Raw genomic sequence first — 22566 nt, 5'->3', positions numbered from 1 at the left:
TCACGGTTGCAGTCGCTCGATCACACCGCTCGCCGGCATCACTCGAATTCTGTTGTGCATCCGGCTCGTTCGACCCTGCCAGAATTCGACGATCTCCGGTTCGACGCGGACGCCGCCCCAATTCGGCGGTACCGGCACCTCGCGCCCGTCGAACGTCGCGGTGACCTCGGCCAGTTGCGCGGCGAGAGCGTCGCGAGACACGACGGTTCGCGATTGCTCGGACGCCCATGCGCCCAGCTGTGAGCCGCGCGGTCGCGTCCGCCAGTACGCCTCGGTGGTGTCTCGATCGACTCTGGTGACCGGTCCGCGGACGGTGAGCTGACGGGCGATGCCGATCCACGGAAAGGTGATGGACGCGTACGGCGTCGACGCCAATGCGCGGCCCTTGTCCGAGTCGTAGTTGGTGTAGAACACCACGCCCTCCGCATCGAGGTCCTTGCACAGGACGGTGCGGGTCGCGGGTCTACCGGCAGCGTCGACCGTGCCGAGCACGATCGCGTTGGGCTCGGGCAGATTCGCCGCAACGGCGTCCGAGAGCCACTGTCGGGCCAGTGGCAACCAGCCGTCGTTCAGGGCGTCGACGTCGAGATCCTTGGGCTCGCCGTAGTCCACTCGCATGGTGGCCAGGCGCTGTTCGTCTGCAGACACGAACCCAGACGCTACTCCCGCGTAAAAGCTCGCTATGGTTTCCGCAAGCACGCCCGGATGTGGCGCAGAGCCGGGCGCAGTCGCGACGAGGGAGTCCACAGACCATGGCTGTTCAACACGTTCCCGAAGATTTCGTTCCCGGTCTCGAAGGTGTGGTCGCCTTCACCTCCGACATCGCCGAACCCGACAAGGACGGCGGCGCACTGCGTTACCGCGGAGTCGACATCGAGGAACTGGTTGCACAGGGCGTCACCTTCGGTGATGTGTGGGCACTGTTGGTCGACGGCGAATTCGGCCGTGGTCTCCCGCCGGCCGAACCGTTCCCCCTGCCCATCCACACCGGCGACGTCCGCGTCGACGTCCAGGCAGGCCTGGCGATGCTCGCTCCCATCTGGGGGTATCAGCCGGTACTCGACATCGACGACAGCACCGCCCGCGACAACCTGGCCCGCGCCTCGGTGATGGCGCTGTCGTACGTCGCGCAGTCCGCTCGCGGGATCTACCAGCCCGCAGTGCCCCAGAGCCGCATCGATCAGGCGGCCACCGTGACCGAGCGATTCATGGTCCGCTGGAAGGGCGAGCCCGACCCCGCCCACGTCGCCGCCATCGACGCCTACTGGGTGTCGGCCGCCGAACACGGCATGAACGCATCGACGTTCACCGCCCGCGTCATCGCCTCGACCGGGGCCGACGTCGCAGCATGTCTCTCCGGTGCCATCGGCGCGATGTCCGGTCCGCTGCACGGCGGCGCGCCGGCCCGCGTGCTGCCCATGATCGAAGAGGTCGAGAAGACCGGCGACGCCCGCGCGCTGATCACCGGGATCCTGGACCGCAAAGAGAAGCTCATGGGCTTCGGGCACCGCGTCTACCGCGCCGAGGACCCTCGCGCTCGTGTTCTGCGCGCCACCGCCAAGAGACTGAACGCTCCGCGCTACGAGGTTGCTGCCGCGCTCGAACAGGCCGCGTTGACGGAACTGCGCGAACGCCGCCCCGATCGTGCCATCGAGACCAACGTCGAGTTCTGGGCCGCCGTGATCCTCGACTTCGCCGAGGTGCCCGCGCACATGATGCCCGCGATGTTCACCTGCGGACGCACCGCAGGCTGGTGCGCTCACATTCTCGAGCAGAAGCGCCTGGGCAAGTTGGTGCGCCCCGCCGCCCTCTACACCGGCCCCGAACCCCGCACCCCCGACTCCGTCGACGGCTGGGAGCTGATCCGGTAGTCGAAGCCATGGCACTGGCCGACTACCCTGTGGGTGCCATATTCCATCGACGCTAGGACGCGCTACTCCATGGCCGATTTGCCGATCATTCCCGCCGATCTTCTTCCCGCCGACGGACGCTTCGGTTGCGGCCCGTCCAAGGTTCGCCCCGAGCAGCTGCAGTCCCTGGTCGACGTCGGTGCGTCCGTGTTCGGAACCAGCCACCGCCAGAAGCCCGTCAAGGACGTCGTCGGACGCGTGCGCAGTGGCCTGAAAGACCTGTTCTCGTTGCCCGAGGGCTACGAGGTCGTGCTCGGCAACGGTGGTACCACCGCGTTCTGGGATGCCGCTGCGTTCGGCCTCATCCGGGAGAAGTCGCTGCATCTGACCAACGGCGAGTTCAGCTCGAAGTTCGCCTCGGTGGCCAAGAACAACCCCTTCATCGGCGATCCGATCGTCGTCAAGGCCGAGCCGGGCAGTGCACCCGAGCCCACCTCCGACCCGTCCGTCGACCTCATCGGTTGGGCCCACAACGAGACGTCCACAGGCGTGGCCATCCCGGTCAGCCGTCCGGCCGGCTCGGAGAACGCCCTCGTCGCAATCGACGCCACCTCCGGTGCCGGCGGTCTGCCGGTGAACGTCGCCGATTCCGACGTCTACTACTTCGCTCCGCAGAAGTGCTTCGCCGCCGACGGTGGACTGTGGGTCGCGCTGATGAGCCCGGCCGCGCTCGCCCGCGTCGACGAGATCGCCTCCAGTGGCCGTTGGGTTCCGGACTTCCTGTCGTTGCCGATCGCCGTCGACAACAGCAGCAAGGACCAGACGTACAACACCCCGGCCGTGGCAACGCTTCTGCTCTTCGCAGACCAGATCGAATGGCTCAACGGCAACGGCGGCCTGGATTGGGCCACGAAGCGGACCGCGGACTCGTCCTCACGCCTGTACGACTGGGCCGAGAAGAGTGAATTCGCAACGCCGTTCGTGACCAACCCGGATCACCGCAGCCAGGTCGTCGGCACGATCGACTTCGACGAGAAGGTCGACGCGGCCCAGGTCGCCAAGATCCTGCGCGCCAACGGCGTCGTCGACACCGAGCCGTACCGCAAGCTCGGCCGCAACCAGCTGCGTGTCGGTATGTTCCCCGCCATCGAGCCGGACGACATCACCGCACTGACCAAGAGCATCGACTGGGTCGTGTCCACGCTGAGCTAGTCGGCAGCCAACTCACAGCTACAGCGCTCCCTCCGAGGCCTACACTTGCTATCAATTACGCAAGCGTAACGACTTCGGAGGGAGCGTTCGTATGTCCAGGCTCCTCTCCGTTGTTCTACGACTGCGGGTGACGCTCGTGTACTGCCTGCTCACCGCCGCAGGAACCGTCACTCTCGGGCAGATCGGGCCGCACGATCGTTGGCATGTGCTGCACGCCGCGAGCACCAACCTGCACAATCTCACCGACGGTCATCTCGCCACGCTCGTCACCAGTGCCTTCCTCACCGAAGGCCGGCCCGATTGGTGGTGGCTCGCCTCGGTCGCGATCCTGTTCGCCGTCGCCGAATGGGTCTCGGGATGGCGCCGGTTTCTACTCACGTTCTGTGCCGGGCACATCGGCGCGACGGCACTGGTGGCAGTCGGGCTCTTCGTCGGCATTCACGTCGACTGGTTTGCCGACTCGCTGGCCGTGGCCGTCGACGTCGGGGTCAGTTATGCCGCGGCGGCGGTGGCGGGGTCGCTGATTCGATACCTGACGATGCCATGGCGCGCAGTGTGGGGCGCGTTGTGGATCGCCGTTGTCGCCGTCGGCGCGATCACGGATCCCTCGTTCACCGCTGCCGGCCACGCCTTGGCGCTGACCATCGGACTCGGACTCGGCGTGTTCTTTCTTCGTCGAGATTCAATGCCGTTGTCGCACAATCGGATCGGGTCGGCTTCGGCCGATCGGGTGCAACCGAGCGCGCAGCTGTCTACTCTCTGAGGAAGAAACCGACGCCGCCGCCGCGAGGCGTGTCGGACACCCGCCGAATACGGTAGGTGAACTAGGCTCGAATTCGACGGTATCGCGAGCCGGCGCGATGAGGAGGTCAAGGTGCGAGACTTACGTGTGGTGGGTCTCGAGGCCGACGGAAAGTTCGTCGTGTGCGCAGATCCCAAAACCGGCGACAGATTCCGGCTTCCAGCCGACGACAAACTCCGCGCAGCCTCACGCGGAGACATCGCTCGACTAGGACAGATTGAGATCGAAATGGACAGCTTGCTCCGGCCGAAGGAAATCCAGGCACGTATCCGCAGCGGCGCGACCATCGAACAGGTCGCCGCAGATTCCGGAATGGCCATCAGCCGAGTCGAGGTGTTCGCGCACCCCGTACTACTCGAGCGTTCGCAGGCAGCGTCGATGGCCCAGGCCGGACATCCGCTGCGGCACGACGGCCCGGCTGTGCAGACCCTGCTCGACATCGTCACCCTCGCCTTCCGCGCTCGCGGACACAACCTCGACGACGCGGCCTGGGATGCCTGGCGCGACGAGGACAACAAGTGGGTCGCCCAGCTGAAGTGGCAGGCAGGTCGCACCACCAACAAAGCGCACTGGCAGTTCTTGCCCGACGGTCACGGCGGCACCATCGCACCACTCGACGACACCGCACGCGAACTGATCGACCCGGACTTCGGACGTCAACTCCGCGGCCTGGCCCCGGTACGTGCTCTCACCTCCGCCGAAGATTCCGTCGACGAGACCTCGCAGCAGAGTTTCGACGAGTACTACGGCACCACCGCCGACAGCGAGATCGACGCCGAGACCATCGAGGTCGAGGTGGACGATGCGCCGACTCCCGAGCCCGAGCAGCCGCGCGAACCGGTGGCGAGGGAGCCCAGGCCCGCGCCCAAGCCTGCCGCCGGTCACACCAGCGGCAAGGACAAGCGTGGCAAGCCGGCCATGCCATCGTGGGAAGACGTCCTGCTCGGTGTGCGCAGCAGCGGTCACAACTGAGTTCTTCGTGTGACCGATGTGCCGCGCGATGTCGGAGTGCCGACACCCACACCGTAGGCTTCGATGGAAGTCACGGAGAGAGAGGTGCCGGTAGTGGGGGCCAAAGCATCAACGATCTGGTACGTGGACGCACCGGATCCCATATCGGTACTGCGACAAGCCACCACCTCCGACTGGAACGCCGCCAGTGCGCTCGTCGGACGGCTCTACCCCCATCTCACGGCCGTCCCCCTCGAACAGGGACCCATCTCGACCTCGGCGGGCGTGGACGACGATCACGTGTTCATCGGGTGTTACCCCGGCGTCACCGTCGTCTGCGGATCCAACCTGTCGGTGCCTACGCCGTCGACACTTCCCGAATCCGTCACCCGCCCTCTGGCCTCCGAGCACACCTATCTCGTTGCCTCGGACCCCGAGCATGCCTGGGGTGCGTTCGCCTACTGGGAGCGCGGTGAATTCCGACGCTCGTTCAGCGCCACCCCCGTCTACATCTACGAGGACGTGGGCCTGCCTCTGGTGTGGGAGCGTCCGTTCTGGGCCGGTGACCACCCGCTGATCTATCCGCCCGGAGTGATGCCGGATCCGCAGTCGTTGCCGTTCCACCCCCAGGAATTCGCCGAAGCCGCCAACGCCGAATGGCTCGGCTTCCGCTACACCGGTGCCCCGAGGCCCGGCGAGCTCGACCCGAATGCGCTGCCTGTCTGCGGTTTCACCATGTACGTGCCGGGGCAAGAACCGCAGCCCCAGAACGTTCCGGTCCAGAATGCACCCGCAGTGGACTCGGCCGAATCCGCACCGCGACCGAAGAAGCGCTGGTTCTCCCGCAAATAGTGGCTCGGGTGGGCTTCACTGCACGCAACGATCACCGGTCGACGGGATTCCGCCGATCGTCGCCGGTAGTGCGCAAACCTGCCCGCGGTCGGTGTCGTCTCAGAACACCAGGGCCGCCAGCGCAACGAAGCTCAGTACCGCCCCCGCGCTCGCCCCGTATACGGCCCAGCGCCACACCGGAACGCCGAGCCACCGCATGACCGTCGGGGCTGCGCCTGCCACGACGACGAGGTTGAGGCCGATCGCGAGCAGCGGATGAACCCTGGCCAATTCCAAGCCAAACGCCGTCAGTGCCACCGCGACGAGGATCGCCGAGATCACGGCAACCGGAACACCGGTCCAGCGGACGTCCGGATCCCTCACGTCAGACGCACCCGTTCGTAGAAGCCCATCGCCGCAGCCGTCGCGACATTGAGAGAATCGGTACCGGGAGCCATCGGAATCCGAGCGCGAACATCGGTGGCGCGCATGGCATGTTCGGTCAGGCCGGGACCCTCGGCACCGAGCAGCAACGCGACTTTCTCCCCCGTCATCGCCGTCGCCAGAGACACCGCCTTCGGGTTCGGCGTCAGCGAGATCAGCTGAAAGCCGTGTCGCCGCACGCGATCAAGGCCACGCGGCCACTCGGGCACCTTCGCGAACGGCACGCGAAGCACATGCCCCATCGATACCCGCACCGACCGTCGGTACAGCGGATCCGCGCAGGCGGCACCGAACAGCACCGCGTCCACCCCGAGGCCCGCCGCGTTGCGAAACATCGACCCGAGATTCTCGTGATCGTTGACGCCCTCCAGAATCGCCACCGTGCTCGCGCCGGCCAGCACCTCGTCCAGATCGAGGGCCGGCGGTCTGTTCGCCGCCGCCAACACGCCACGGTTGAGGTGGAAGCCGACGACCTCGGCCATCACCTCCGCCGACGTCCGATAGAACGGAACGTCCGAATCGGCGAGGTCCTCGCGCAACGCGTCGAGCCGTCGATCCACACCCAACAGGCTGATCATCGGAAAACGCGAGCTCAGCAGGCGCTGCGCGACAAGCACGCCCTCCGCGATCACCAACCCCTTGCCCTCGGGCAGATCGGGGCGCCTGTCCGAGGAATTGAGGTCGCGGAAGTCGTCGAGCCGGGAATCGGCGGGATCGTCGATGTCGATTACATGCACCACCTGCTCATCTTCTCACCCGGCATTTCTGGCAGTCCCTCGGCGAACCACCACACCGGTATGGAAAAGTTGTGAGCGATGACTACCGACGAATCGATCACCATCCGTACCGCCACCGACGACGACTGGGATGCCGTCGCGCTGCTCGACGCCCATGCGTTCGGCGAGCACCAGAACGCCGAGGACCTGGCCGAAACGCAGATCCTGACGAAGTCCGAGCACGTCTACCTGGCGTGGGACGGTGAGACTCCGGTCGGTGTGGCCATGCACTTCCCGATGTCGGTGACCGTTCCCGGCGGAGCTCAGGTCGAGGCATCGGGAGTGTCCTGGGTGTCCGTCGCGCCGACACATCGCCGACGCGGCATCCTGCGATCGATGTTCACCCAGCAGCATCGCGCCCTGAACGACGCCGGCGCACCGTTGTCCCTGCTGACGGCCAGCGAAGCGACGATCTACGGGCGCTTCGGGTACGGCCCGGTGACCGAGGAAATCAGCGTCTCGATCGACCGTCGATTCGCTCAGTTCCGGCAGGACGCTCCCCCGGCGACCGGGGTGCGCCTGATCGAATCGGCCGAGGCCACCGAACTGCTCCCCGATATCTACCACCGGTGGCAGCAGCAGACCGCGGGCGCGCAGCCGAAGCCGCCGATTCGGTGGGAACGATTCTTCGCTGATCGTGAGAATCGACGCGGCGGGCTGACCGCACTGTTCTTCGTCGTACATCCCGACGGATACGTCGCCTACCGACGCGGACGCAACCCGAGCCGGGTCGTGGTGGAGGAATTCATCGCGGTGACCGACGACGCCTACGCCGCGCTGTGGCAGATCCTCGTCGGTGTGGACCTGGTAGACACCATCGAGGTACGGCAGGCACGCGACGAGGCACTGCCGTTCCTGCTGACCAACAACCGGCTGCCGAAGGTCACCGCTCACCACGACGCTCTGTGGGCCCGGATCATGCATGTCGAGGCTGCCCTCGAGGCGCGCACCTATGCCCTCGACACATCACTGACCATCGCCGTCCGGGATCCCTTCCTCGACGCAGGCGGTACCTACTCGCTGACGGTCACCGACGGGCGGGGCACCTGCACCCGGGTGGAATCCGAGCCGGACATCGAGCTCGACATCGACGTGCTCGCCAGCATCTACTTCGGTACCCACCGGGCCCGATTGTTCGCCGCAGCAAACCGCCTCACCGCCCGAAACGAAGAATCGCTGCACGCGCTCGATCTGACCTTCGGTACGAACCGTCCCGCGGTCATGGGTTGGGGTTTCTGACGCGACTACCCCGCGAGACCGTGAGTGAAGGCGAAGTGAACGGCCTGCGCTCGATCTCGTAGTCGGGCTTTGGCGAACAGATGGTTGATGTGTGTCTTGACCGTCGCCTCGCTGACGAACATCTGCTGGGCGATCTCGCGGTTCGACAGACCGGCCGCGATCGCGCGTAGGACCTCGACCTCACGCGGAGTCAGACCAGCAGGAATTTCCGGCGGACGGGAGTGCTCGACGGCTCCGAGCAGGCGCGCCTGTACCTCCGGATTCAGTACGGACTGCCCGGCTGCCGCCGCCCGCAATGCCGCCGCTATCTCGACCCGTCCGGCGTCCTTGGTGAGATAGCCGCGTGCGCCCGCACCGAGCGCATCGAGTATGGAGCGTTCGTCGGAGAAGGTCGTCAACACCACCACGGGTAGGTCGGGGAAGAGCCCCTTCAATATTCGGGTCGCCTCGATCCCGTCGGTACCCGGCATCCGCAGGTCCATCAGCACGACATCGAGGGATTCGGTACTCATCGCGGCCTGCACTTCGGCGACCGCGCTGTCGCCGTCCGTCGCGGTCGAGACGACGGTGATGTCGTCGATCAGATCGAGCATCGTCGCCAGCGCCTCGCGCACCGACGCCTGATCGTCGGCGATCACTATCCGAATGCTCATACCCTCACCTTCGTGTTGTCTTCAGTGTGGTTGCGGCACAGCAACTGTGGCACGGACCGTCCAACCCCGCCCGTCCGGACCCGCCGCAACCGACCCGCCGACCAGTGCGGCGCGCTCGCGCATGCCGACCAAACCCATTCCGGTACTGTCGACCGGTTTCGGCGGCGACTGGGCCGGGCCGTTGGTCACGAAGAGCTCCACTCGTTCGGCCGCGAAGCGAAGCACTACGTCGACTGCCGCTCCGGGAGCATGAGTACGGGCATTGGTCAACGCCTCCTGCGCGCACCGAACCAGGAACTGCGACTGCGGCGTATCGAGATCGACAGCCTCGCCCTCGACCCGGAAGTTCCCGTCCGCGTCCACCAGAGCGGCCATCGTCGGCACCAGGGGCAGCACATCCTGACGCAAAGTCTGAACGGCCCTGCGGGTTTCGGTGAGGCCCTCGCGAACGAGGCTCTGCGCCTTGCCCACCGCGGCTCTGGCCTCGTCGGCGCGACCGGCGTCGAGCAACGCGTCGGCGACTTCGAGCTGCATGTTGACCCCGGACAGCGAGTGCGCGAGAACGTCGTGAATGTCGCGCGCGATGCGGGCTCGCTCGGCCAGGGCATGCTCGCGCAATTCGGCGTCGGTGGCGCGCCGGGCATTGCGCAGTGCGTCCAGACGACTGCGTCGTGAATACCCGATCAGCACCGGCCAACCAGCGAAAAGACCTGCGGCCCAAGGCCATCCGTCGACACCGTGGTGATCGGCGATCCACAGCGCGCACGCGCACGCCACGCTGAGCGACACCGCATACGGAAACGCAATCGACGGCTTGAACCGCCACCCGGCATGTCCGGCGAACAGGAACGGAAACGCTGCTGCGACTCCGGTTCCGCCCAGAGGGAGAATCGCGGCGGAGGCGACCAGTGCGATGCCGGACCCGGCGAGCGAGAGCCGGAGACCGGTCGACCGTCGCGACACCGTCGAGGCCGCCAGTACGAGACTGTTGAGGACGAGCAGCGTGAGCACCAGCGGATCGTGCAGATCCGACGTCGCGAACGCCGCCACGACGACGACGGCCGTGACATACGGCCGACTCGACAGCCGGAAGCTGTCGAGTGCGGGTAACCGTACGTCCGGCGTGGGTGCCGACGTCACCGAATCTTCGCCCGTCCTTCGCGAACCCGACTGTGCATGTCGGCCAGCGTAGGCGACAACGTGTGGTTGCCGGACTTGTCGGCTCGCCACACGATGGTGGCCTCGGAATGCATGGCTCGGTAGAGCACGACGACCGACTCGGCGAGGAATCCGACCCCCACGGCCAACATGGTGGCCTGCCCGGCGACCGACGCTGCTGCCGGATCCACGACATTCTCCACCGGCACGAGGAGGAGGCGCACCGCGATCGCGGCCACCCACAGGCCGACCGACGCGAACGAGTAACGCATCCATGCCGCTCCGTCCCGCTCGGCGATCCGGACGGTGTAGCCACGGACCACCCCGAACACGGCTCCGACGACACAGCCGAGGAGCAAGAACCCGATCGCCATGGGCGACAGGTCCGTCGAATTCAGTGATGCCAACCCGACAAGGGCGAGAATCGCCGGCAGCACCAGCATGCGCCGGGCCTCCATGAGCTGGCCGGTCATGCGCCGCACCAGCAGGTATCCGACCAGAAGGACTATGAGAGCAATCGTTGCAATGTTCATGGCAGCAACGCTATGGAGATCGAGGTGGGGGCACATCGACCCACGGGTGGAGATCGGGTGGAGACACGCGCGCATGACGTTTGTCATGGCTGGACCGTGACGGTGTCACTTCAGGTCATGATGCGCTGCACTGTTTTCGGTGGTGTCGACTGAGCAAACTCGTAGTCATGAAGCAACCAGACGAAGGAAATCTGTTCACCGATCTGATGGAGCTCGGACCGGCTCCGACGATGGCACGTGAGATCGTCGTCATCATCATCAGTCTCGCGATCATCGCCGTGTTGTTCGCGATTGTCGGGCCGTCCGTTCCGGCGTTCGTCGCACTCGGCGTCATCGTCGCCTTCATGGGCGTGCGATTCGTCATCGGACTTCGCCACTGGGAGAAGCGCTCATGACCATCATCGACGTCGACGGGATGACGCGCCGTTACGGATCGGGCAAGAACGCGTACGAGGCCGTCCAGGCTCTCGATCTGCATATCGCGGAGGGTGAGCTGTTCGGATTGCTGGGCACCAACGGTGCGGGCAAGACATCCACTCTCGAAGTGATTCAGGGCCTGTCGCGCCCCAGCAAGGGCACGGTGCGGATCATGGGATTGGATCCGGTGGCCGATCGCCGTAAGGTCCGGCCGGCTCTGGGAATCATGCTGCAGAAGGGCGGCCTGCCTCAGGATCTGACCACCGCCGAGAGTCTTCGGATGTGGGCCGGCACCTGCAGCCAGCCACTGCCGGTGGCGGAGGTGCTCGGTCGTGTGGACCTGGCCGACCGTGCCGATACGCGGGTCAAATTCCTGTCCGGCGGCGAGCAGCGCAGGCTGGACCTGGCGTGCGCGATCATCAGCCGTCCGCGCATCTTGTTCCTGGACGAGCCGACCACCGGCCTCGATCCCGAAAGTCGCCGCAACACATGGCGGTTGATCCAGGAGTTGAAGAACTCCGGCGTGACGATCATGCTGACGACGCACTACCTCGACGAGGCCGAATCGCTGTGCGATCGACTCGCGATCATGCACCGCGGCAAAGTCGTTCGCAGTGGCACCGTGGACGAGGTGGTCGCCGACCATCCGGCGAAGATCGAACTGAAGGCCCCCGGAACGGCACTGCCGTCGCTGCCGGGCACATCCATGGACGTCTCGGGAGAGACGGTCTCGATCCAGACGTCCTCGGTTCAGGAGACGTTGACCGATCTGCTGTTGTGGGCTCGGGACAGCGGGGTGACCCTGCACGGTCTCGACGCCCGAGCAGCATCGCTGGAGACCGTGTTCCTCTCCATCGCAGACGAATTCGACAATTCCCCTATCGACGAACCAGCCGATGACAAGACCGAGGTGATGAGCGCATGAGCACGATGACCGCCCTGTCGCGAGCAGAATTCACACTGCTCGGACGCAACCGAGTACTACTGTTCAACGCGACCGTCATACCTCTCGTGCTACCGGTGGTCATGCTGATCATCAGCAGTCGGGGCGACGACGGATTGACCGACGTGGGCGTGGGAGCGGCACTCGAGTTCTTCGCCCTGTTCCTGCTGGTGTTCATGGTCTACTACAACATGCTCTCGATCTACGCCACACGTCGAGACGAGTTGGTGCTGAAGCGACTTCGCACCGGCGAAAGTTCGGACATTCAGATTCTGCTGGGGCCGGCGGTCCCCTCGTTCGTCCTCACCGTCGCACTGGGCCTGATCGTCGGTGCTGTAGTGCTGGCCTTCGGTGGGCCCATTCCCACAAACGTCCTGCTCGTCGCTGTTGCCCTCCTCGGCGGCGCGGCACTGTTCGCCGCACTGGCGTTGATCACGTCTGCCTTCACCCGTAATGCGGAAGCAGCGCAGATCACCAGCCTGCCGGTCATTCTGATCGCCATGGCCGGCTCGGCCATGCTGCGCGACGTTCTCCCGGATTCACTGAGCCGAGTCGTCGAGCTGACCCCGATGGCGGCCGTGTCGGACCTGTTGAACCTCGGCTGGTTCGGCACCACCACTCCCGGCGACGCGTCGGTCGGGTTCGCCGCCACGTTCGCCGAGGCGGGGATGCCCTCGGTGGTCATGCTGGCCTGGATTCTCGGCAGCCTGCTGATCGCCCGGACACACTTCCGCTGGGAACCGCGGTCCTGATCGCACCTGTCGTCGTCCGTCTGCAAGGCTGGAGATCATGAAGCTGTACGAGTACCTCAATCCACTGCACGGCTGGAACGACAGCAGTGCAGTGGAGAAGGTACGCGTCTACACCCGCCAGTCGTTCCTGCTGATCACCGTCGGTGTCGCCGTCGGCGCGATGCTGACGACGCTTCAGTACGACGACTATCGGTCGACGGTGGCGGCAGCGGTGTGTGCCGCCGCCGCTTTCGTGGTCGTTCAGCGCACCCCGGCACTCGGCGGCGAGTCGACGGCCAACCCACGAATCCCGTTGGCGATCATGGCCGTCGCAGCTGCGGTGCTGGTTGCCGGAGGGACGACGAGCAACGCACTCTGGGCCGCCGTACTCGTCACCACCGCCGTCGCTACCCTGATTCGATTGCGCTGGTCTCTCGCGGCAGCCGTGGCCGCCGCCGCGATTGCCGCGGCCGTGGGAACCCCGGCGCTGGAAACGGTCGTACTCGGCCTCTTCATCGCTTTCATGGCCATCACCGTGCAACTGTCGGCGTGGCTGCTGCGCATCGTGACCGAACTCGACGCCACCCGCGACGCTGCTGCCGCACTCTCCGTTGCCGAGGAGCGCCTGAGGTTCTCGCGCGATCTGCACGACGTCGTCGGGCGCGCACTCTCGGCTATCGCGGTCAAGAGCGAACTCGCCGCAACGCTCGCTCGCCGCGGTGACGACCGCGCTGCGACGCAGATGGACGAGGTTCGCGCGTTGGCCCAGGAATCGATGACCGACGCCCGAAAGTTGGTGCGCGGCTATCGATCGATCGATGTTGCCGGCGAACTCGACGGTGCCCGCTCGCTCCTGTCTGCGGCCGGAATATCCACCGAGCTCATCGGCGAGACCTCGGCACTGTCCGAGCGCGCGGCCGAGGCGGCTGCCTGGGTGGTCCGCGAAGGCGTGACGAACATACTGCGCCACTCCGCGGCCACCTACTGCCGAATCGAATTGATCGACAGCAGTATTCGACTGACGAACGACCACCCCGGTGCGCCGAGCGGCCGCAACGACGGCACGGGTCTGAGCGGACTGCGCGAACGATTGGTCGCGGTCGGAGGGGAATTGCGTACGGAGCAGACAGCCGAGGAGTTCACCCTCACCGCAGTGTTGCCCCCATCGCACCAGAACGGAAGGACCACACCATGATTCGAGTTCTTCTGGCCGACGACGAGAACCTGATTCGATCGGCGTTGGCGACCATGCTGGATCTGGAGGACGACATCGAGATCGTCGGACAGGCCGATTCGGGCGAGAAGGCCCTCACGGTTGCGGCGGACCTGGCACCCGATGTGGCGGTGCTGGACTTGCAGATGGGCGGGATCGACGGCATCGAGACGGCCCAGAAGATTGCCGAGACGCTGCCCGCCTGCGCGTCGATCATCGTTACCAGCCATGGCAGGCCCGGGTATCTGAAGAAGGCGCTCGAAGCCGGCGTCAGGGGCTTTCTACCGAAGACCACCTCGGCCGCCACGCTGGCCGAGGTGGTGCGCACCGTGCACGGCGGCGGGCGCTACGTCGACCCGACGCTCGCCGCGGAAGCCATCGGAGCCGGGGACTCACCGCTCACACCGCGGGAAGCCGATGTGCTCGAGTTCGCCGCCGACGGCGCATCGATAGCGGAGATCGCACAGCGTGCGCATCTGTCGCCGGGGACCACCCGCAACTATCTGTCTGCGGCGGCCGCGAAACTCGGGGCGGCGAACCGGCACGAGGCCTGCGCACTGGCCCGACGCCACGGCTGGATCTGACGAGCGTCAGACCTTGGCGGCTGCGGCCACCGTGTCGAGGGTGGGCAGCCGGTGACCGTCGGCGGGCGGCACCACGGTGATCCGCAAGTTGTTGTGTCGCAGCAGATACACGGCAGCGAAGAGCCCCGTCGCCAATGAGATGACACCGCCGAACAACAGCGGTGCGCGTGGATCGAGGGCGTCGGCGAGCCAGCCCAGCACCGGGCTGCCCAACGGAGTTCCGCCCAGGAAGCACAGCATGTAGATGCCCATCACGCGGCCGCGCATGTCGGACGGCACCGACATCTGCAGTATGTTCATCGCCGACGTAGTGAACGTCAGCGTCAACGCGCCGGTGGGTACCAACAGCAGTGCCACGAGAACGTAATTGGGCATCAACCCCACGAGCAGCTCGAACAGCCCGAACGCGATGACGGCACCGATGAAGAGCCGCAACCGCGGAGCCGTGGCGCGCCGGGCCGCGAGGGTCGCTCCCGCCAACGTGCCGACCGCGAGGGTGGTCGACAGCAACCCGTATGCGTCGGCTCCGCTGCCGAACGTATTGCGCGCCAGCACCGACAGACTCAACGGAAAATTGAGACCGAACGTCGAGACCATGAACACCGTCGCCAGCAACACTCGAAGGTCTCCGCGCCCCCAGACGTACCGAAAGCCTTCCCGCACCTGCCCTTTGGCGCGCGGAGTCGGTTCGACACGGAAGAGTTGACCGACGTTCATCGCCAGGAGGGCACCGAACACCGCGGCGAACGACACCGCGTTGATCAGGAACACCCAGCCGGTACCGACGAGGGTGATGAGCACTCCGGACACCGCAGGCCCGACGATCCGCGCCATGTTGAACGTCATGGAGTTCAACGCGATCGCGTTGGACAGAGTTTCCTTGCCCACCATCTCGATGGTGAACGATTGCCGCACCGGCGCGTCGATGGCAGACGAGCAGCCGAGGATGAAGGCGATGACGTAGACGTGCCACAGCTCGACCATGTTGCCGACGTCGAGCACACCGAGCACCAGACCGCAGACTGCGGCGAACACCTGGGTGATCATGAGGAGTTTGCGCTTGTCGTACCGGTCTGCGAGTACTCCGCCCCACACCGACAGAAACAGCGTCGGCCCGAATTGCAGGGCCATGACGATGCCGACGGCAAAGCCGTTGCCGTCGGACAGCGTCAGCACGAGCCAGTCCTGGGCCACCCGCTGCATCCACGTTCCGACCAGCGACACGATCTGCCCCGACGCCCACAATCGGTAGTTGCGAGTCTTCAGAGCAGCGAACATCGTCGCGCCGGACTTACGTGAAACTGGAGCCACAGGTCAAATAATAAACCTAGGTAACTACTCGGAGTCGCTGACCAATGCGCTGATGATGTTCACCGCGTCTCGGAGCGTGTGGAGCTGCTCGGGCCCGAGTCCTGCCAGCTGCGCGGTCATCCACGCCTCGCGCGCACTGGCCTCGTCTGCGATCAGTTCCTTGCCTGCCGCGGACAACGACACGATCACCTGACGCCCGTCGGTGGGGTGCGGCGTGCGCTCCACCAGACCCAGCTCGGCCAACGACGCGATGACCCGCGTCATCGACGGGGGTTGCACCCGCTCCCGAGCCGCCAACGCGCCAGGCGTCATGTCGCCCTCTCGACTCAGCGTGGCCAGAGCCGACAGCTGAGTGAGCGACACTTGCGAGTCCACTCGCCTACCTCGAAGGTGGCGAGTCAACCTCACCACCGCAAGCGACAAGTCGCTTGCCAATTCCCGATTGTCTTTCACACTGTTTCCCGACGTCACAGCGCAGAGAATACGCCCTGCTACCGACCTAGTATCAGGTAACCGCATCCGTGATGGGACCGACTGCGAAAAACGCCACGAACAGCAACGCCACGACCCATAACAGGGGATGTACCGTCTTCGCCCGGCCCGAACCGACGGCGAGTACGACCCAAGTGATGAAACCGACGCCGATACCGTTGGCGATGGAGTACGTGAACGGCATCACCAGAATGGTGAGGAAGGCCGGCAGCGCGTAGTCGAAGCGCTTGAAGTCGATGTGGAGAACCTGGCCGATCATCAGTGCACCCACCACCACCAGCGCCGGCGCTGCCGCCTCGATGGGGACGACAGCGGTGAGCGGGGTGAAGAACATCGCCAGCAGGAACAGCAGGCCGGTGACGACGTTGGCCAGTCCGGTGCGTGCGCCTTCCGCGATTCCCGAGGCCGACTCGACGAACACCGTGTTCGACGACGCAGACGCGCCGCCGCCTGCAATCGCTCCGGCACCCTCGACGACCAACGCCTTGCCGATGTTGGGCAGCGTGCCGTCCTTGTCGAGATTTGCCTCTTTACCCAGACCCGTCATGGTTCCCATCGCGTCGAAGAAGTTCGCGAGGACGAGCGTGAACACCAGCAGACTCGCGGCCAGCACACCGATGCGGGTGAACGCACCGAACAGGTCGACATTGCCCACCAGCGACAGGTCCGGCGACTGCACGAGAACGCTGGGCAGCTGCGGCACGGACAGGTTCCAGCCCTTGGGGTCGACGCCGTTCGACGGCCCCACGTCGGTGACCGCCTCGATGATGGCCGCCAACACCGTCGTGACCACGATGCCGATCAGCAGACCGCCGCGGACCTTGCGCACCACGAGCACACCCATCAGCAACAACCCGAACACGAAGATCACCGTCGGCCACGACGCGATGGACCCGTCGATGCCGAGGCCGACGGGAACCGTCGTGCCTGCGGCGTCGGGGATCCGGCGTACGAAGCCGGAATCGACGAGACCGATGAACGCGATGAAGGCACCGATGCCTGCGGCGATCGCGGCCTTCAGTTCGGGCGGAATCGCGTTGAACACCGCCGTCCGGAAGCCGGTGACGGCCAACAGCACGATGATGATGCCGTCGATGACGACCAGGCCCATGGCCTCGGGCCAACTGACCTGAGGAGCGATGGTGACGGCCAGGAGAGTGTTGATGCCGAGGCCGGCCGCGATACCGAAGGGGTAGTTGGCGATGATGCCGAACGCGATGCTCATGAAGCCGGCGACCAGTGCCGTCACGGCGGCAACCTGGGCGACGGGCAGGATGTTGCCGAGTACGTCGGTCTTGGCAGCTGCGTCGTCGGCGGAGAAGCTACCGAGGATCAGCGGGTTGAGCACGACGATGTAGGCCATCGCCACGAAGGTGACGACACCGCCGCGAACCTCGGAACCCACAGTCGAGCCGCGCTCGGTGATCTTGAAGTAGTTGTCGAGTAATCGCGACGACATAGGCATGAGTGAAAGATAAAGCACACCGCGAGGGTTGGCGAAATATGGTGGCGTAGCGTGAATTCGTGGCCGACGTCCCGCAGATCCCGCCCCGCCTCACCGATCCGGTGCCGGTGTTGACGATCGGCATCCTCGGTTGGATCGTCGCGCTGGTCGTATTCACGGCCACCGGCGACCGCAGCGACGACGCGGTGGCGACGTGTTGGTCCGGTATCGCGGTCGGCGCTTTCGGGTTCGCTCTGTTCCTCGCGCAGAGAGCCGCGTCACGACGCGGCAGCAGAACCGCCCAACGCGGCCTCGATTGAGATCAGGATCACGTTAGCCCGATCACGAAAACCCTTCTGACGTGGGCAAACTAACCCCTCAGCCGGTTGAGTAACACAGAGTTAACGTGGAGCATAGGTTATGTCAGTTTCGATAACCTTTGATCCACGAAAGCACAGGCCATGAAGTTCGTCGCTCAGTACCGCAACCGCCGCAACCACGTCCGCTCGCTCCGCGCCCTCTACGCACGCGCCAACGCTGTCTCCAGCCCGGCCATGCGTGACGAGCTCCTCGTCATCGCGCAGCGCTCGGATTTCTCGCGCTGATCGCTTTTTCGGCGTAGATCCAACCCAGCCCCCACACGGCACCGAACACCCAGCCGGCCAGCACGTCCGTCGTCCAGTGCGCACCCAGATAGATCCGAGAGAATCCGATCAGTAGGGCCGCGACCACAGGCAACGCCAGTAGCACCGGCCGATGCAGCCACGGCGTGGACGATCGCAGCATCACCGCGATCGCCACCGTGGCAAGCAACATCGACATCGTCGCGTGGCCGGACGGAAACGAATGGCTCGAAATCTCCACCAGCCGCTCGGGAATCGGTGGGCGCTCCCGCTCGAATGCAAACTTGAGCGCATTCATCAGCCCCCACCCGGTGAGCATCGACCCCGCGACCATCCACGCGTCGACAGTCCTCTTGGACGTCAGCAACGCAGCCCATGCCGCCGAGGACAACACGAACATCATGAACGTGTTCCCCACCGTGGTGATGATCCAGAACATCGTCGTGACCCACCCGACTCGATGCTCGACCATCCACTCCAGCACGGCATGATCAGGCCCCACGAGGTCGCTCCCAACTTTCCACACAATGCACTGTTCCGTCTGCAGTCACCCACCACGGCACCGCACGGTCACCGCTGACAGCCCCCGACAACCGCACCACCAGTTCGCGGTGCACCACCACCGAACCTGTCGGCAGCGGTAGCCCCAGCACCGCACAGGCCAGCACGGCCCCGGGCTCTCGATCCCACGAGCTGACGCGTCCGACTCCGCGAACCTCGCCGCTGATGGCCTCCGACGCCCGCCTGATGTCGAGGACGTCGGCCAACGCAGCTGCCGTGGTCATGTCCGAGAGCACCGCCACCTCCGGTGGCACGACCGGTGCCAGCCACGGCGCATCGACGACCAAGCCGTCCGACGCATCGGCCACGGTGCCGCCGAGAGTGCGCACACGATCCGGTGGATCGAGATCCGCCACGTCGATGCGTCGATCCCGGACGGCACCGGCGATCAGCGTGTGCGTGCGCGCGATCACCGCAGCCGTCGGATGTCGCTGGGGGTCCTCGAGTGCACGCAACAACACCCGCGCGCTCTCGACGCTCTCACAGGTCGACGCGGCGAGCACCGCGTGCAGTTCGTCGGCGCGCGGATGATCCAACGGATCGAGCAGACCGGCGAACGTCTCGTCCGACGGTGCCCGGAACGTGATCGGCGAGCGGTTGTCGATCAGCGCATGACGTCGCAGCCACCATGCCGTGTACCCGTCCCGGTCGGTCAAGGCTGCACGGGTAGCCGGTTCGTCGAGCAGAATCGTCAGAGCTTCGGCCCAGGCATCCGACCGGACCAGGTCGAGATCACGCACCGCAACAAGGGTTTCCGGCTTCGTGGCCAGACTCGACCACCAGGCGGGCTCGTCGTCCAGGTCGTGATCCGGCCCTGTCGGACAATCGTCGCGTACCACCGAGAACCCCCAGCCGACGCCCACCGCGCGCAGAGCCCGCTCGCCGAACCTGGCCACCGAGGCCGCCGACAGAACACCGAACGGCGAATCCCGAACCAACAGCCTCGCCAACGGCGCACCGGGCAGCAACAGTTCGTCCGCACTGCGCAATTCACCCTCGTCGTCTTCGAGCGGAAGACTCCCCAACCACCCCGGAAGCTCTCCCGCCTCCCCCGCCATCGCCAGCACTGCAGACACCAGGCCATCCACCTCGTCGCCGTCCCAATCGAGATCGTCGAGGGCCGCTTCGAGGGCGGGATCCGACAACAGCTCGGCCGCAGTGGCCTCCCGCGCACCCAGCCGAATCAACAACGGACTCACCGCATCCGGATGCACCAGGCGTACCCACGTGACCTCGGCCGACGCGTCCGACCCGACCACGGTAGTCCGCGGACCGGTGACCGTACGACCGTCCGTAAGCGGAACCGGGAGCGCAGCAAGCTCTTCCGCTGCGACCCCGTCGACGACGAGCGGAGTCAACGCGTCGTACAGCCGCCGCCACCATGCCGGCTCACGGGCCTGCCCGCCGAGCATCTCGGCCAACCGCGCCAACCCGATGCGGTGCACTCCCACCGCCGACAACGCCGACGCGTGCCGCGCGCCCGACAGAGCGGCGTCCACCAGATTCGGGACCACATCGAGCAACACCGCGGCGAGTTCCTCGGTCGCATCGGCCAGAACATGGGCGCGTTCGGGTACGAGATCGGGTCCGTCGGCGGCGGGAAGCCATGGGGCAGTGGACAACCGGCGAAAGATCAGCTCACGTAGCTCACCGTCGATCGCACTGCGCGCGAACCCGACCTCGGGCACGAACGACACTCGCACGGACGCAGGCAACGACGCCACGAAATCGGGATAGCCGTGGGCCACCTCGACGACAGAGCCACCGGGCAGAACCCGTCGACGATCCGGCTGCATGGGTACATCGGCAACGACCAACGCGGGCAACGACAACAACTCGTCCGACCGCGTCGGGGCCCGCAACACATCCGGCGCAGAGGGAACGGGTAGACCGTCGACCACCGGGACGATCCACCGGGCAGCCGAAGTGGTGTACTGCAGCCACGTTCGCGAACCGATGGCGATCTCGACACGTGCATCGCCGAGTTCCGTTCTCACACAGTCGATGCCGACACCGTCGATCTCGATGGAAGCCAACGCGTCGAGCTCGAGCAACAAGTCGACGGCCTCGTCGACGAACCCCCCGGCAAAGGAATCCTCCTCCACACCGGGTCGCAGCGACAACACGATCTCGGTATCGAACCCGGCAGCGGGCGGCGTGGTAACAGGCCACGCCAACCGAAGCACCGGCACACCCGACTCCGGCACAGTCATGCCTCGCTCGCGCAACGCGATCAGCGTGCGCTCGGCGCTGAACATCACCCCGCCATCGCGCGAGCGGACCTCGATCTCGTCGGATACCGATCGCACCGCGGTGAACCCGACCCCGAACTGCCCGACACCCGGGTCGGCTGCAGCCTTCGCCGACGCCCGCAGCGCGGTGAGAGCATGTACACCCGACACATCCAGCGCCGCACCGGTGTTGGCGACATGCAACGCATCCGCCTCGTCGGTCCACACAGAAAGCCGACCTGGGACGCCGGCTCGCTGCGCAGCGTCAGCCGCGTTCTGCGCCAGCTCGGTCAACAAACGATCGCGATATCCCCCGCGCACCAGATCGGCCTCGGATGCCGAATCCTCCCGCAGCCGCGTGGGCGAGGAACCCCAGGACGCGAGAATCGACTCGCGAAGCGACCCGGTACCGAAAGGATCGATCAGCTCGGCGATGCCGAATCCTCTCGCTGCACAACATCATCGACGCCGGAAGCGCCACCGAGCTCGACATCGGTACCGACATGGGGCGCCTCGGCATCGACTACGGGAGACGCGTCATCAGTAGAAGAGGCTGCGTCAGTAGAAGGGGCTGCGTCAGCGGCGTCGTTCCCGGTCTCGACCACCGCGGGCTCTGCAGGCTCTGCCGCGGCCGAGTCTGCAGATTCGGGTGCTGCCGCGTCGGGCTGGGGTACCTCGGACTCCGCCACCGCTACCGTCTCGGCCGAGGAAACGGTTGCTTCCGAATCATCTTCTGCAACAGAGTCATTCGTGGTAATCGCGTTCGACTGTGCCGCGTTGCTCGGCGACGGACTGACGTCGAGTGCTGCGTCGTCGTACGGCTCGAATTGCGGCGAGCCCGCTCCGGTGGGCAGCTCGGTATCGGAGTGCGCGCCGCAACCGTATTCGACGTGCACCACATGACCGTCGGCAGCGAACTCGTTGCCGCAAACTCCGAACGCTGCGGAGAGCGATCCCGCGAGGGGTAGATAGAAACCGCAGAGTCCGCACGTGGAGGGCGCGGCCTTGGCCATCTCGCTGTCGGGGCCGAAGTCGCCGTCGTGCCATCGTTCGGCGGCATCGAGCCGTCCTTCGAGGCTGGTGACCTGAGTGCGGCCGAGACCGATCTCGCCGGCCACCTCGTCGATGGCGGGGTCACCGGACGCGACGTATCCCGGCACCAATCGCGGGTCGTTTCGACGTGGAGAGAGCAGATCGCCCGGCCCGAGATCGCCGGGCCGAATGCGCTCGTCCCAGGGCACCCAGGACGGTGCCACGAGCGCGTCGGGACCGGGCAACAACACGAGTTCGCTGACCGTGGCGTGATCGGCGTCGTCGGGAGCAGCGACGACAACGGCCCACTGCCATCCGCGATAACCGTCGAGATCGCTGGCGAAGCGGTGGGTGGCGGCACTGTCGTCCTCCACGGTCACGCCGAGGTACTCGCCGACACCGCCCTCTCCCAGCTCGAGAAGAGCCTGCCGCGCGAGGTCCACGGCATCGGCCAAGACGGGGCGGATGGATCCGAGCTCTGGAGAAGATACGAAACTCACACATTCAGTTTGCCGCATCAACTCGGTGACGCCCA

25 protein-coding genes are annotated in these 22566 nt (G+C 65.8%); 13 read left to right on the top strand and 12 right to left on the bottom strand.

Translation table 11 applies throughout. The features are described from left to right. Window positions 1-618: a pyridoxamine 5'-phosphate oxidase gene (gene pdxH / locus QM588_RS08710; RefSeq protein WP_283312866.1), complete on the bottom strand. Its 618-nt coding sequence runs from the start codon at window positions 616-618 to the stop codon at window positions 1-3. A 134-nt stretch (window positions 619-752) separates the two neighbouring features. On the opposite strand from pdxH, the gene QM588_RS08705 reads away from it, so the two are divergent. The 5 genes from QM588_RS08705 to QM588_RS08685 all read left to right on the top strand — a co-directional run bounded on the left by QM588_RS08705 (window position 753) and on the right by QM588_RS08685 (window position 5667). After that, the gene (locus QM588_RS08705; RefSeq protein ID WP_032371300.1) at window positions 753-1871 is read left to right on the top strand and encodes a citrate synthase 2; all 1119 of its coding nucleotides are present in this window, start codon (window positions 753-755) and stop codon (window positions 1869-1871) included. 69 nt (window positions 1872-1940) lie between these two features. Next, window positions 1941-3062 (top strand): phosphoserine transaminase, encoded by a 1122-nt coding sequence (serC, locus tag QM588_RS08700; protein WP_283312644.1) that lies wholly within the window; start codon window positions 1941-1943, stop codon window positions 3060-3062. A gap of 91 nt (window positions 3063-3153) precedes the next feature. Further along, window positions 3154-3825: a rhomboid-like protein gene (locus QM588_RS08695; RefSeq protein ID WP_283312643.1), complete on the top strand. Its 672-nt coding sequence runs from the start codon at window positions 3154-3156 to the stop codon at window positions 3823-3825. Between the two features lie 111 nt (window positions 3826-3936). Then, window positions 3937-4836, top strand: coding sequence for a septation protein SepH (gene sepH, locus QM588_RS08690; RefSeq protein WP_283312642.1), 900 nt, complete (start codon window positions 3937-3939; stop codon window positions 4834-4836). A gap of 63 nt (window positions 4837-4899) precedes the next feature. Further along, window positions 4900-5667 carry a DUF6928 family protein gene (locus tag QM588_RS08685; protein WP_283312641.1) on the top strand — a complete coding sequence of 256 codons (768 nt, stop codon included), beginning with the start codon at window positions 4900-4902 and terminating at the stop codon, window positions 5665-5667. 99 nt (window positions 5668-5766) lie between these two features. Here QM588_RS08685 and QM588_RS08680 read toward each other — a convergent pair whose 3' ends face one another. Continuing rightward, entirely contained in the window at window positions 5767-6030 is a 264-nt protein-coding gene (locus QM588_RS08680) for a DUF2537 domain-containing protein (RefSeq protein ID WP_283312640.1), read from the bottom strand. Next, window positions 6027-6830, bottom strand: a complete 804-nt coding sequence (locus tag QM588_RS08675; protein WP_283312639.1) for a TrmH family RNA methyltransferase — start codon at window positions 6828-6830, stop codon at window positions 6027-6029. Before QM588_RS08675 ends, QM588_RS08680 begins: the two co-directional genes overlap by 4 nt. Window positions 6831-6905: 75 nt before the next feature. Between QM588_RS08675 and QM588_RS08670 the strand changes: the two genes are divergently transcribed. Further along, complete coding sequence (locus QM588_RS08670) at window positions 6906-8105, top strand: GNAT family N-acetyltransferase (RefSeq protein ID WP_283312638.1); 1200 nt, start codon at window positions 6906-6908, stop codon at window positions 8103-8105. A 5-nt stretch (window positions 8106-8110) separates the two neighbouring features. Here the strand turns inward: QM588_RS08670 and QM588_RS08665 are convergent, their stop codons facing one another. The 3 genes from QM588_RS08665 to QM588_RS08655 are packed head-to-tail and all read right to left on the bottom strand — an operon-like array spanning window position 8111 to window position 10449. Beyond that, window positions 8111-8758 carry a response regulator transcription factor gene (locus QM588_RS08665; protein ID WP_283312636.1) on the bottom strand — a complete coding sequence of 216 codons (648 nt, stop codon included), beginning with the start codon at window positions 8756-8758 and terminating at the stop codon, window positions 8111-8113. A 21-nt stretch (window positions 8759-8779) separates the two neighbouring features. Beyond that, the gene (locus tag QM588_RS08660; RefSeq protein WP_283312635.1) at window positions 8780-9898 is read right to left on the bottom strand and encodes a sensor histidine kinase; all 1119 of its coding nucleotides are present in this window, start codon (window positions 9896-9898) and stop codon (window positions 8780-8782) included. Continuing rightward, the gene (locus QM588_RS08655) at window positions 9895-10449 is read right to left on the bottom strand and encodes a CcdC protein domain-containing protein (protein WP_283312634.1); all 555 of its coding nucleotides are present in this window, start codon (window positions 10447-10449) and stop codon (window positions 9895-9897) included. The genes QM588_RS08660 and QM588_RS08655 overlap by 4 nt, the downstream gene beginning before the upstream one ends. Window positions 10450-10616: 167 nt before the next feature. Between QM588_RS08655 and QM588_RS08650 the strand changes: the two genes are divergently transcribed. From QM588_RS08650 to QM588_RS08630, 5 genes are read left to right on the top strand one after another with little or no spacing between them, the layout of a single operon-like run. Next, entirely contained in the window at window positions 10617-10844 is a 228-nt protein-coding gene (locus QM588_RS08650; protein WP_283312633.1) for a hypothetical protein, read from the top strand. After that, window positions 10841-11791, top strand: a complete 951-nt coding sequence (locus tag QM588_RS08645; protein WP_283312632.1) for an ABC transporter ATP-binding protein — start codon at window positions 10841-10843, stop codon at window positions 11789-11791. Before QM588_RS08650 ends, QM588_RS08645 begins: the two co-directional genes overlap by 4 nt. After that, a complete protein-coding gene (locus QM588_RS08640) occupies window positions 11788-12561 on the top strand; it encodes an ABC transporter permease (protein ID WP_283312630.1) in 774 nt (257 codons plus the stop codon). The genes QM588_RS08645 and QM588_RS08640 overlap by 4 nt, the downstream gene beginning before the upstream one ends. Before the next feature lie 37 nt (window positions 12562-12598). Then, complete coding sequence (locus QM588_RS08635; protein ID WP_283312629.1) at window positions 12599-13735, top strand: sensor histidine kinase; 1137 nt, start codon at window positions 12599-12601, stop codon at window positions 13733-13735. Next, on the top strand, window positions 13732-14337 hold the full coding sequence (locus QM588_RS08630; RefSeq protein ID WP_283312628.1) for a response regulator transcription factor: 606 nt from the start codon (window positions 13732-13734) through the stop codon (window positions 14335-14337). Before QM588_RS08635 ends, QM588_RS08630 begins: the two co-directional genes overlap by 4 nt. A gap of 6 nt (window positions 14338-14343) precedes the next feature. Here the strand turns inward: QM588_RS08630 and QM588_RS08625 are convergent, their stop codons facing one another. Genes QM588_RS08625 through QM588_RS08615 form a run of 3 tightly spaced genes read right to left on the bottom strand, consistent with a single transcriptional unit; the run spans window position 14344 to window position 17605 of the window. Next, on the bottom strand, window positions 14344-15615 hold the full coding sequence (locus QM588_RS08625; protein WP_283312865.1) for an MFS transporter: 1272 nt from the start codon (window positions 15613-15615) through the stop codon (window positions 14344-14346). Window positions 15616-15672: 57 nt separating this feature from the next. After that, the gene (locus QM588_RS08620) at window positions 15673-16101 is read right to left on the bottom strand and encodes a MarR family winged helix-turn-helix transcriptional regulator (RefSeq protein ID WP_283312864.1); all 429 of its coding nucleotides are present in this window, start codon (window positions 16099-16101) and stop codon (window positions 15673-15675) included. A 52-nt stretch (window positions 16102-16153) separates the two neighbouring features. After that, window positions 16154-17605: an NCS2 family permease gene (locus tag QM588_RS08615; RefSeq protein ID WP_027495904.1), complete on the bottom strand. Its 1452-nt coding sequence runs from the start codon at window positions 17603-17605 to the stop codon at window positions 16154-16156. Window positions 17606-17664: 59 nt separating this feature from the next. Here QM588_RS08615 and QM588_RS08610 point away from each other — a divergent pair, with 59 nt between their 5' ends. Beyond that, the gene (locus QM588_RS08610) at window positions 17665-17904 is read left to right on the top strand and encodes a DUF2530 domain-containing protein (RefSeq protein ID WP_222074635.1); all 240 of its coding nucleotides are present in this window, start codon (window positions 17665-17667) and stop codon (window positions 17902-17904) included. A 141-nt stretch (window positions 17905-18045) separates the two neighbouring features. Next, the gene (locus QM588_RS08605; protein ID WP_167327272.1) at window positions 18046-18189 is read left to right on the top strand and encodes a hypothetical protein; all 144 of its coding nucleotides are present in this window, start codon (window positions 18046-18048) and stop codon (window positions 18187-18189) included. Here QM588_RS08605 and QM588_RS08600 read toward each other — a convergent pair. From QM588_RS08600 to QM588_RS08590, 3 genes are read right to left on the bottom strand one after another with little or no spacing between them, the layout of a single operon-like run. Further along, a complete protein-coding gene (locus tag QM588_RS08600; protein ID WP_283312626.1) occupies window positions 18158-18709 on the bottom strand; it encodes a phosphatase PAP2 family protein in 552 nt (183 codons plus the stop codon). The two genes, QM588_RS08605 and QM588_RS08600, sit on opposite strands and share 32 nt — an antisense overlap. Next, window positions 18699-21425 carry a sacsin N-terminal ATP-binding-like domain-containing protein gene (locus QM588_RS08595; protein ID WP_283312862.1) on the bottom strand — a complete coding sequence of 909 codons (2727 nt, stop codon included), beginning with the start codon at window positions 21423-21425 and terminating at the stop codon, window positions 18699-18701. The genes QM588_RS08600 and QM588_RS08595 overlap by 11 nt, the downstream gene beginning before the upstream one ends. Continuing rightward, window positions 21422-22531, bottom strand: a complete 1110-nt coding sequence (locus tag QM588_RS08590) for a DUF3027 domain-containing protein (protein WP_442972886.1) — start codon at window positions 22529-22531, stop codon at window positions 21422-21424. Before QM588_RS08590 ends, QM588_RS08595 begins: the two co-directional genes overlap by 4 nt. Window positions 22532-22566: the final 35 nt, after the last annotated feature.

Source organism: Rhodococcus sp. IEGM 1354 (assembly GCF_030056855.1).
In the GTDB taxonomy this organism is placed as follows: Bacteria; Actinomycetota; Actinomycetes; order Mycobacteriales; family Mycobacteriaceae; genus Rhodococcoides.
Note: the sequence above shows the minus strand (reverse complement) of the source record. Positions and strands in the feature narration are given on the sequence as shown.

What these genes read in the sequence shown, in the direction of transcription:
- pdxH (WP_283312866.1), bottom strand. Translation starts at nt 618, where the DNA reads ATGCGAGTGGACTACGGCGAGCCCAAGGATCTCGACGTCGACGCCCTG.
- QM588_RS08705 (WP_032371300.1), top strand. Translation starts at nt 753, where the DNA reads ATGGCTGTTCAACACGTTCCCGAAGATTTCGTTCCCGGTCTCGAAGGT.
- serC (WP_283312644.1), top strand. Translation starts at nt 1,941, where the DNA reads ATGGCCGATTTGCCGATCATTCCCGCCGATCTTCTTCCCGCCGACGGA.
- QM588_RS08695 (WP_283312643.1), top strand. Translation starts at nt 3,154, where the DNA reads ATGTCCAGGCTCCTCTCCGTTGTTCTACGACTGCGGGTGACGCTCGTG.
- QM588_RS08685 (WP_283312641.1), top strand. Translation starts at nt 4,900, where the DNA reads ATGGAAGTCACGGAGAGAGAGGTGCCGGTAGTGGGGGCCAAAGCATCA.
- QM588_RS08670 (WP_283312638.1), top strand. Translation starts at nt 6,906, where the DNA reads ATGACTACCGACGAATCGATCACCATCCGTACCGCCACCGACGACGAC.
- QM588_RS08665 (WP_283312636.1), bottom strand. Translation starts at nt 8,758, where the DNA reads ATGAGCATTCGGATAGTGATCGCCGACGATCAGGCGTCGGTGCGCGAG.
- QM588_RS08655 (WP_283312634.1), bottom strand. Translation starts at nt 10,449, where the DNA reads ATGAACATTGCAACGATTGCTCTCATAGTCCTTCTGGTCGGATACCTG.
- QM588_RS08650 (WP_283312633.1), top strand. Translation starts at nt 10,617, where the DNA reads ATGAAGCAACCAGACGAAGGAAATCTGTTCACCGATCTGATGGAGCTC.
- QM588_RS08645 (WP_283312632.1), top strand. Translation starts at nt 10,841, where the DNA reads ATGACCATCATCGACGTCGACGGGATGACGCGCCGTTACGGATCGGGC.
- QM588_RS08640 (WP_283312630.1), top strand. Translation starts at nt 11,788, where the DNA reads ATGAGCACGATGACCGCCCTGTCGCGAGCAGAATTCACACTGCTCGGA.
- QM588_RS08635 (WP_283312629.1), top strand. Translation starts at nt 12,599, where the DNA reads ATGAAGCTGTACGAGTACCTCAATCCACTGCACGGCTGGAACGACAGC.
- QM588_RS08630 (WP_283312628.1), top strand. Translation starts at nt 13,732, where the DNA reads ATGATTCGAGTTCTTCTGGCCGACGACGAGAACCTGATTCGATCGGCG.
- QM588_RS08625 (WP_283312865.1), bottom strand. Translation starts at nt 15,615, where the DNA reads ATGTTCGCTGCTCTGAAGACTCGCAACTACCGATTGTGGGCGTCGGGG.
- QM588_RS08615 (WP_027495904.1), bottom strand. Translation starts at nt 17,605, where the DNA reads ATGCCTATGTCGTCGCGATTACTCGACAACTACTTCAAGATCACCGAG.
- QM588_RS08605 (WP_167327272.1), top strand. Translation starts at nt 18,046, where the DNA reads ATGAAGTTCGTCGCTCAGTACCGCAACCGCCGCAACCACGTCCGCTCG.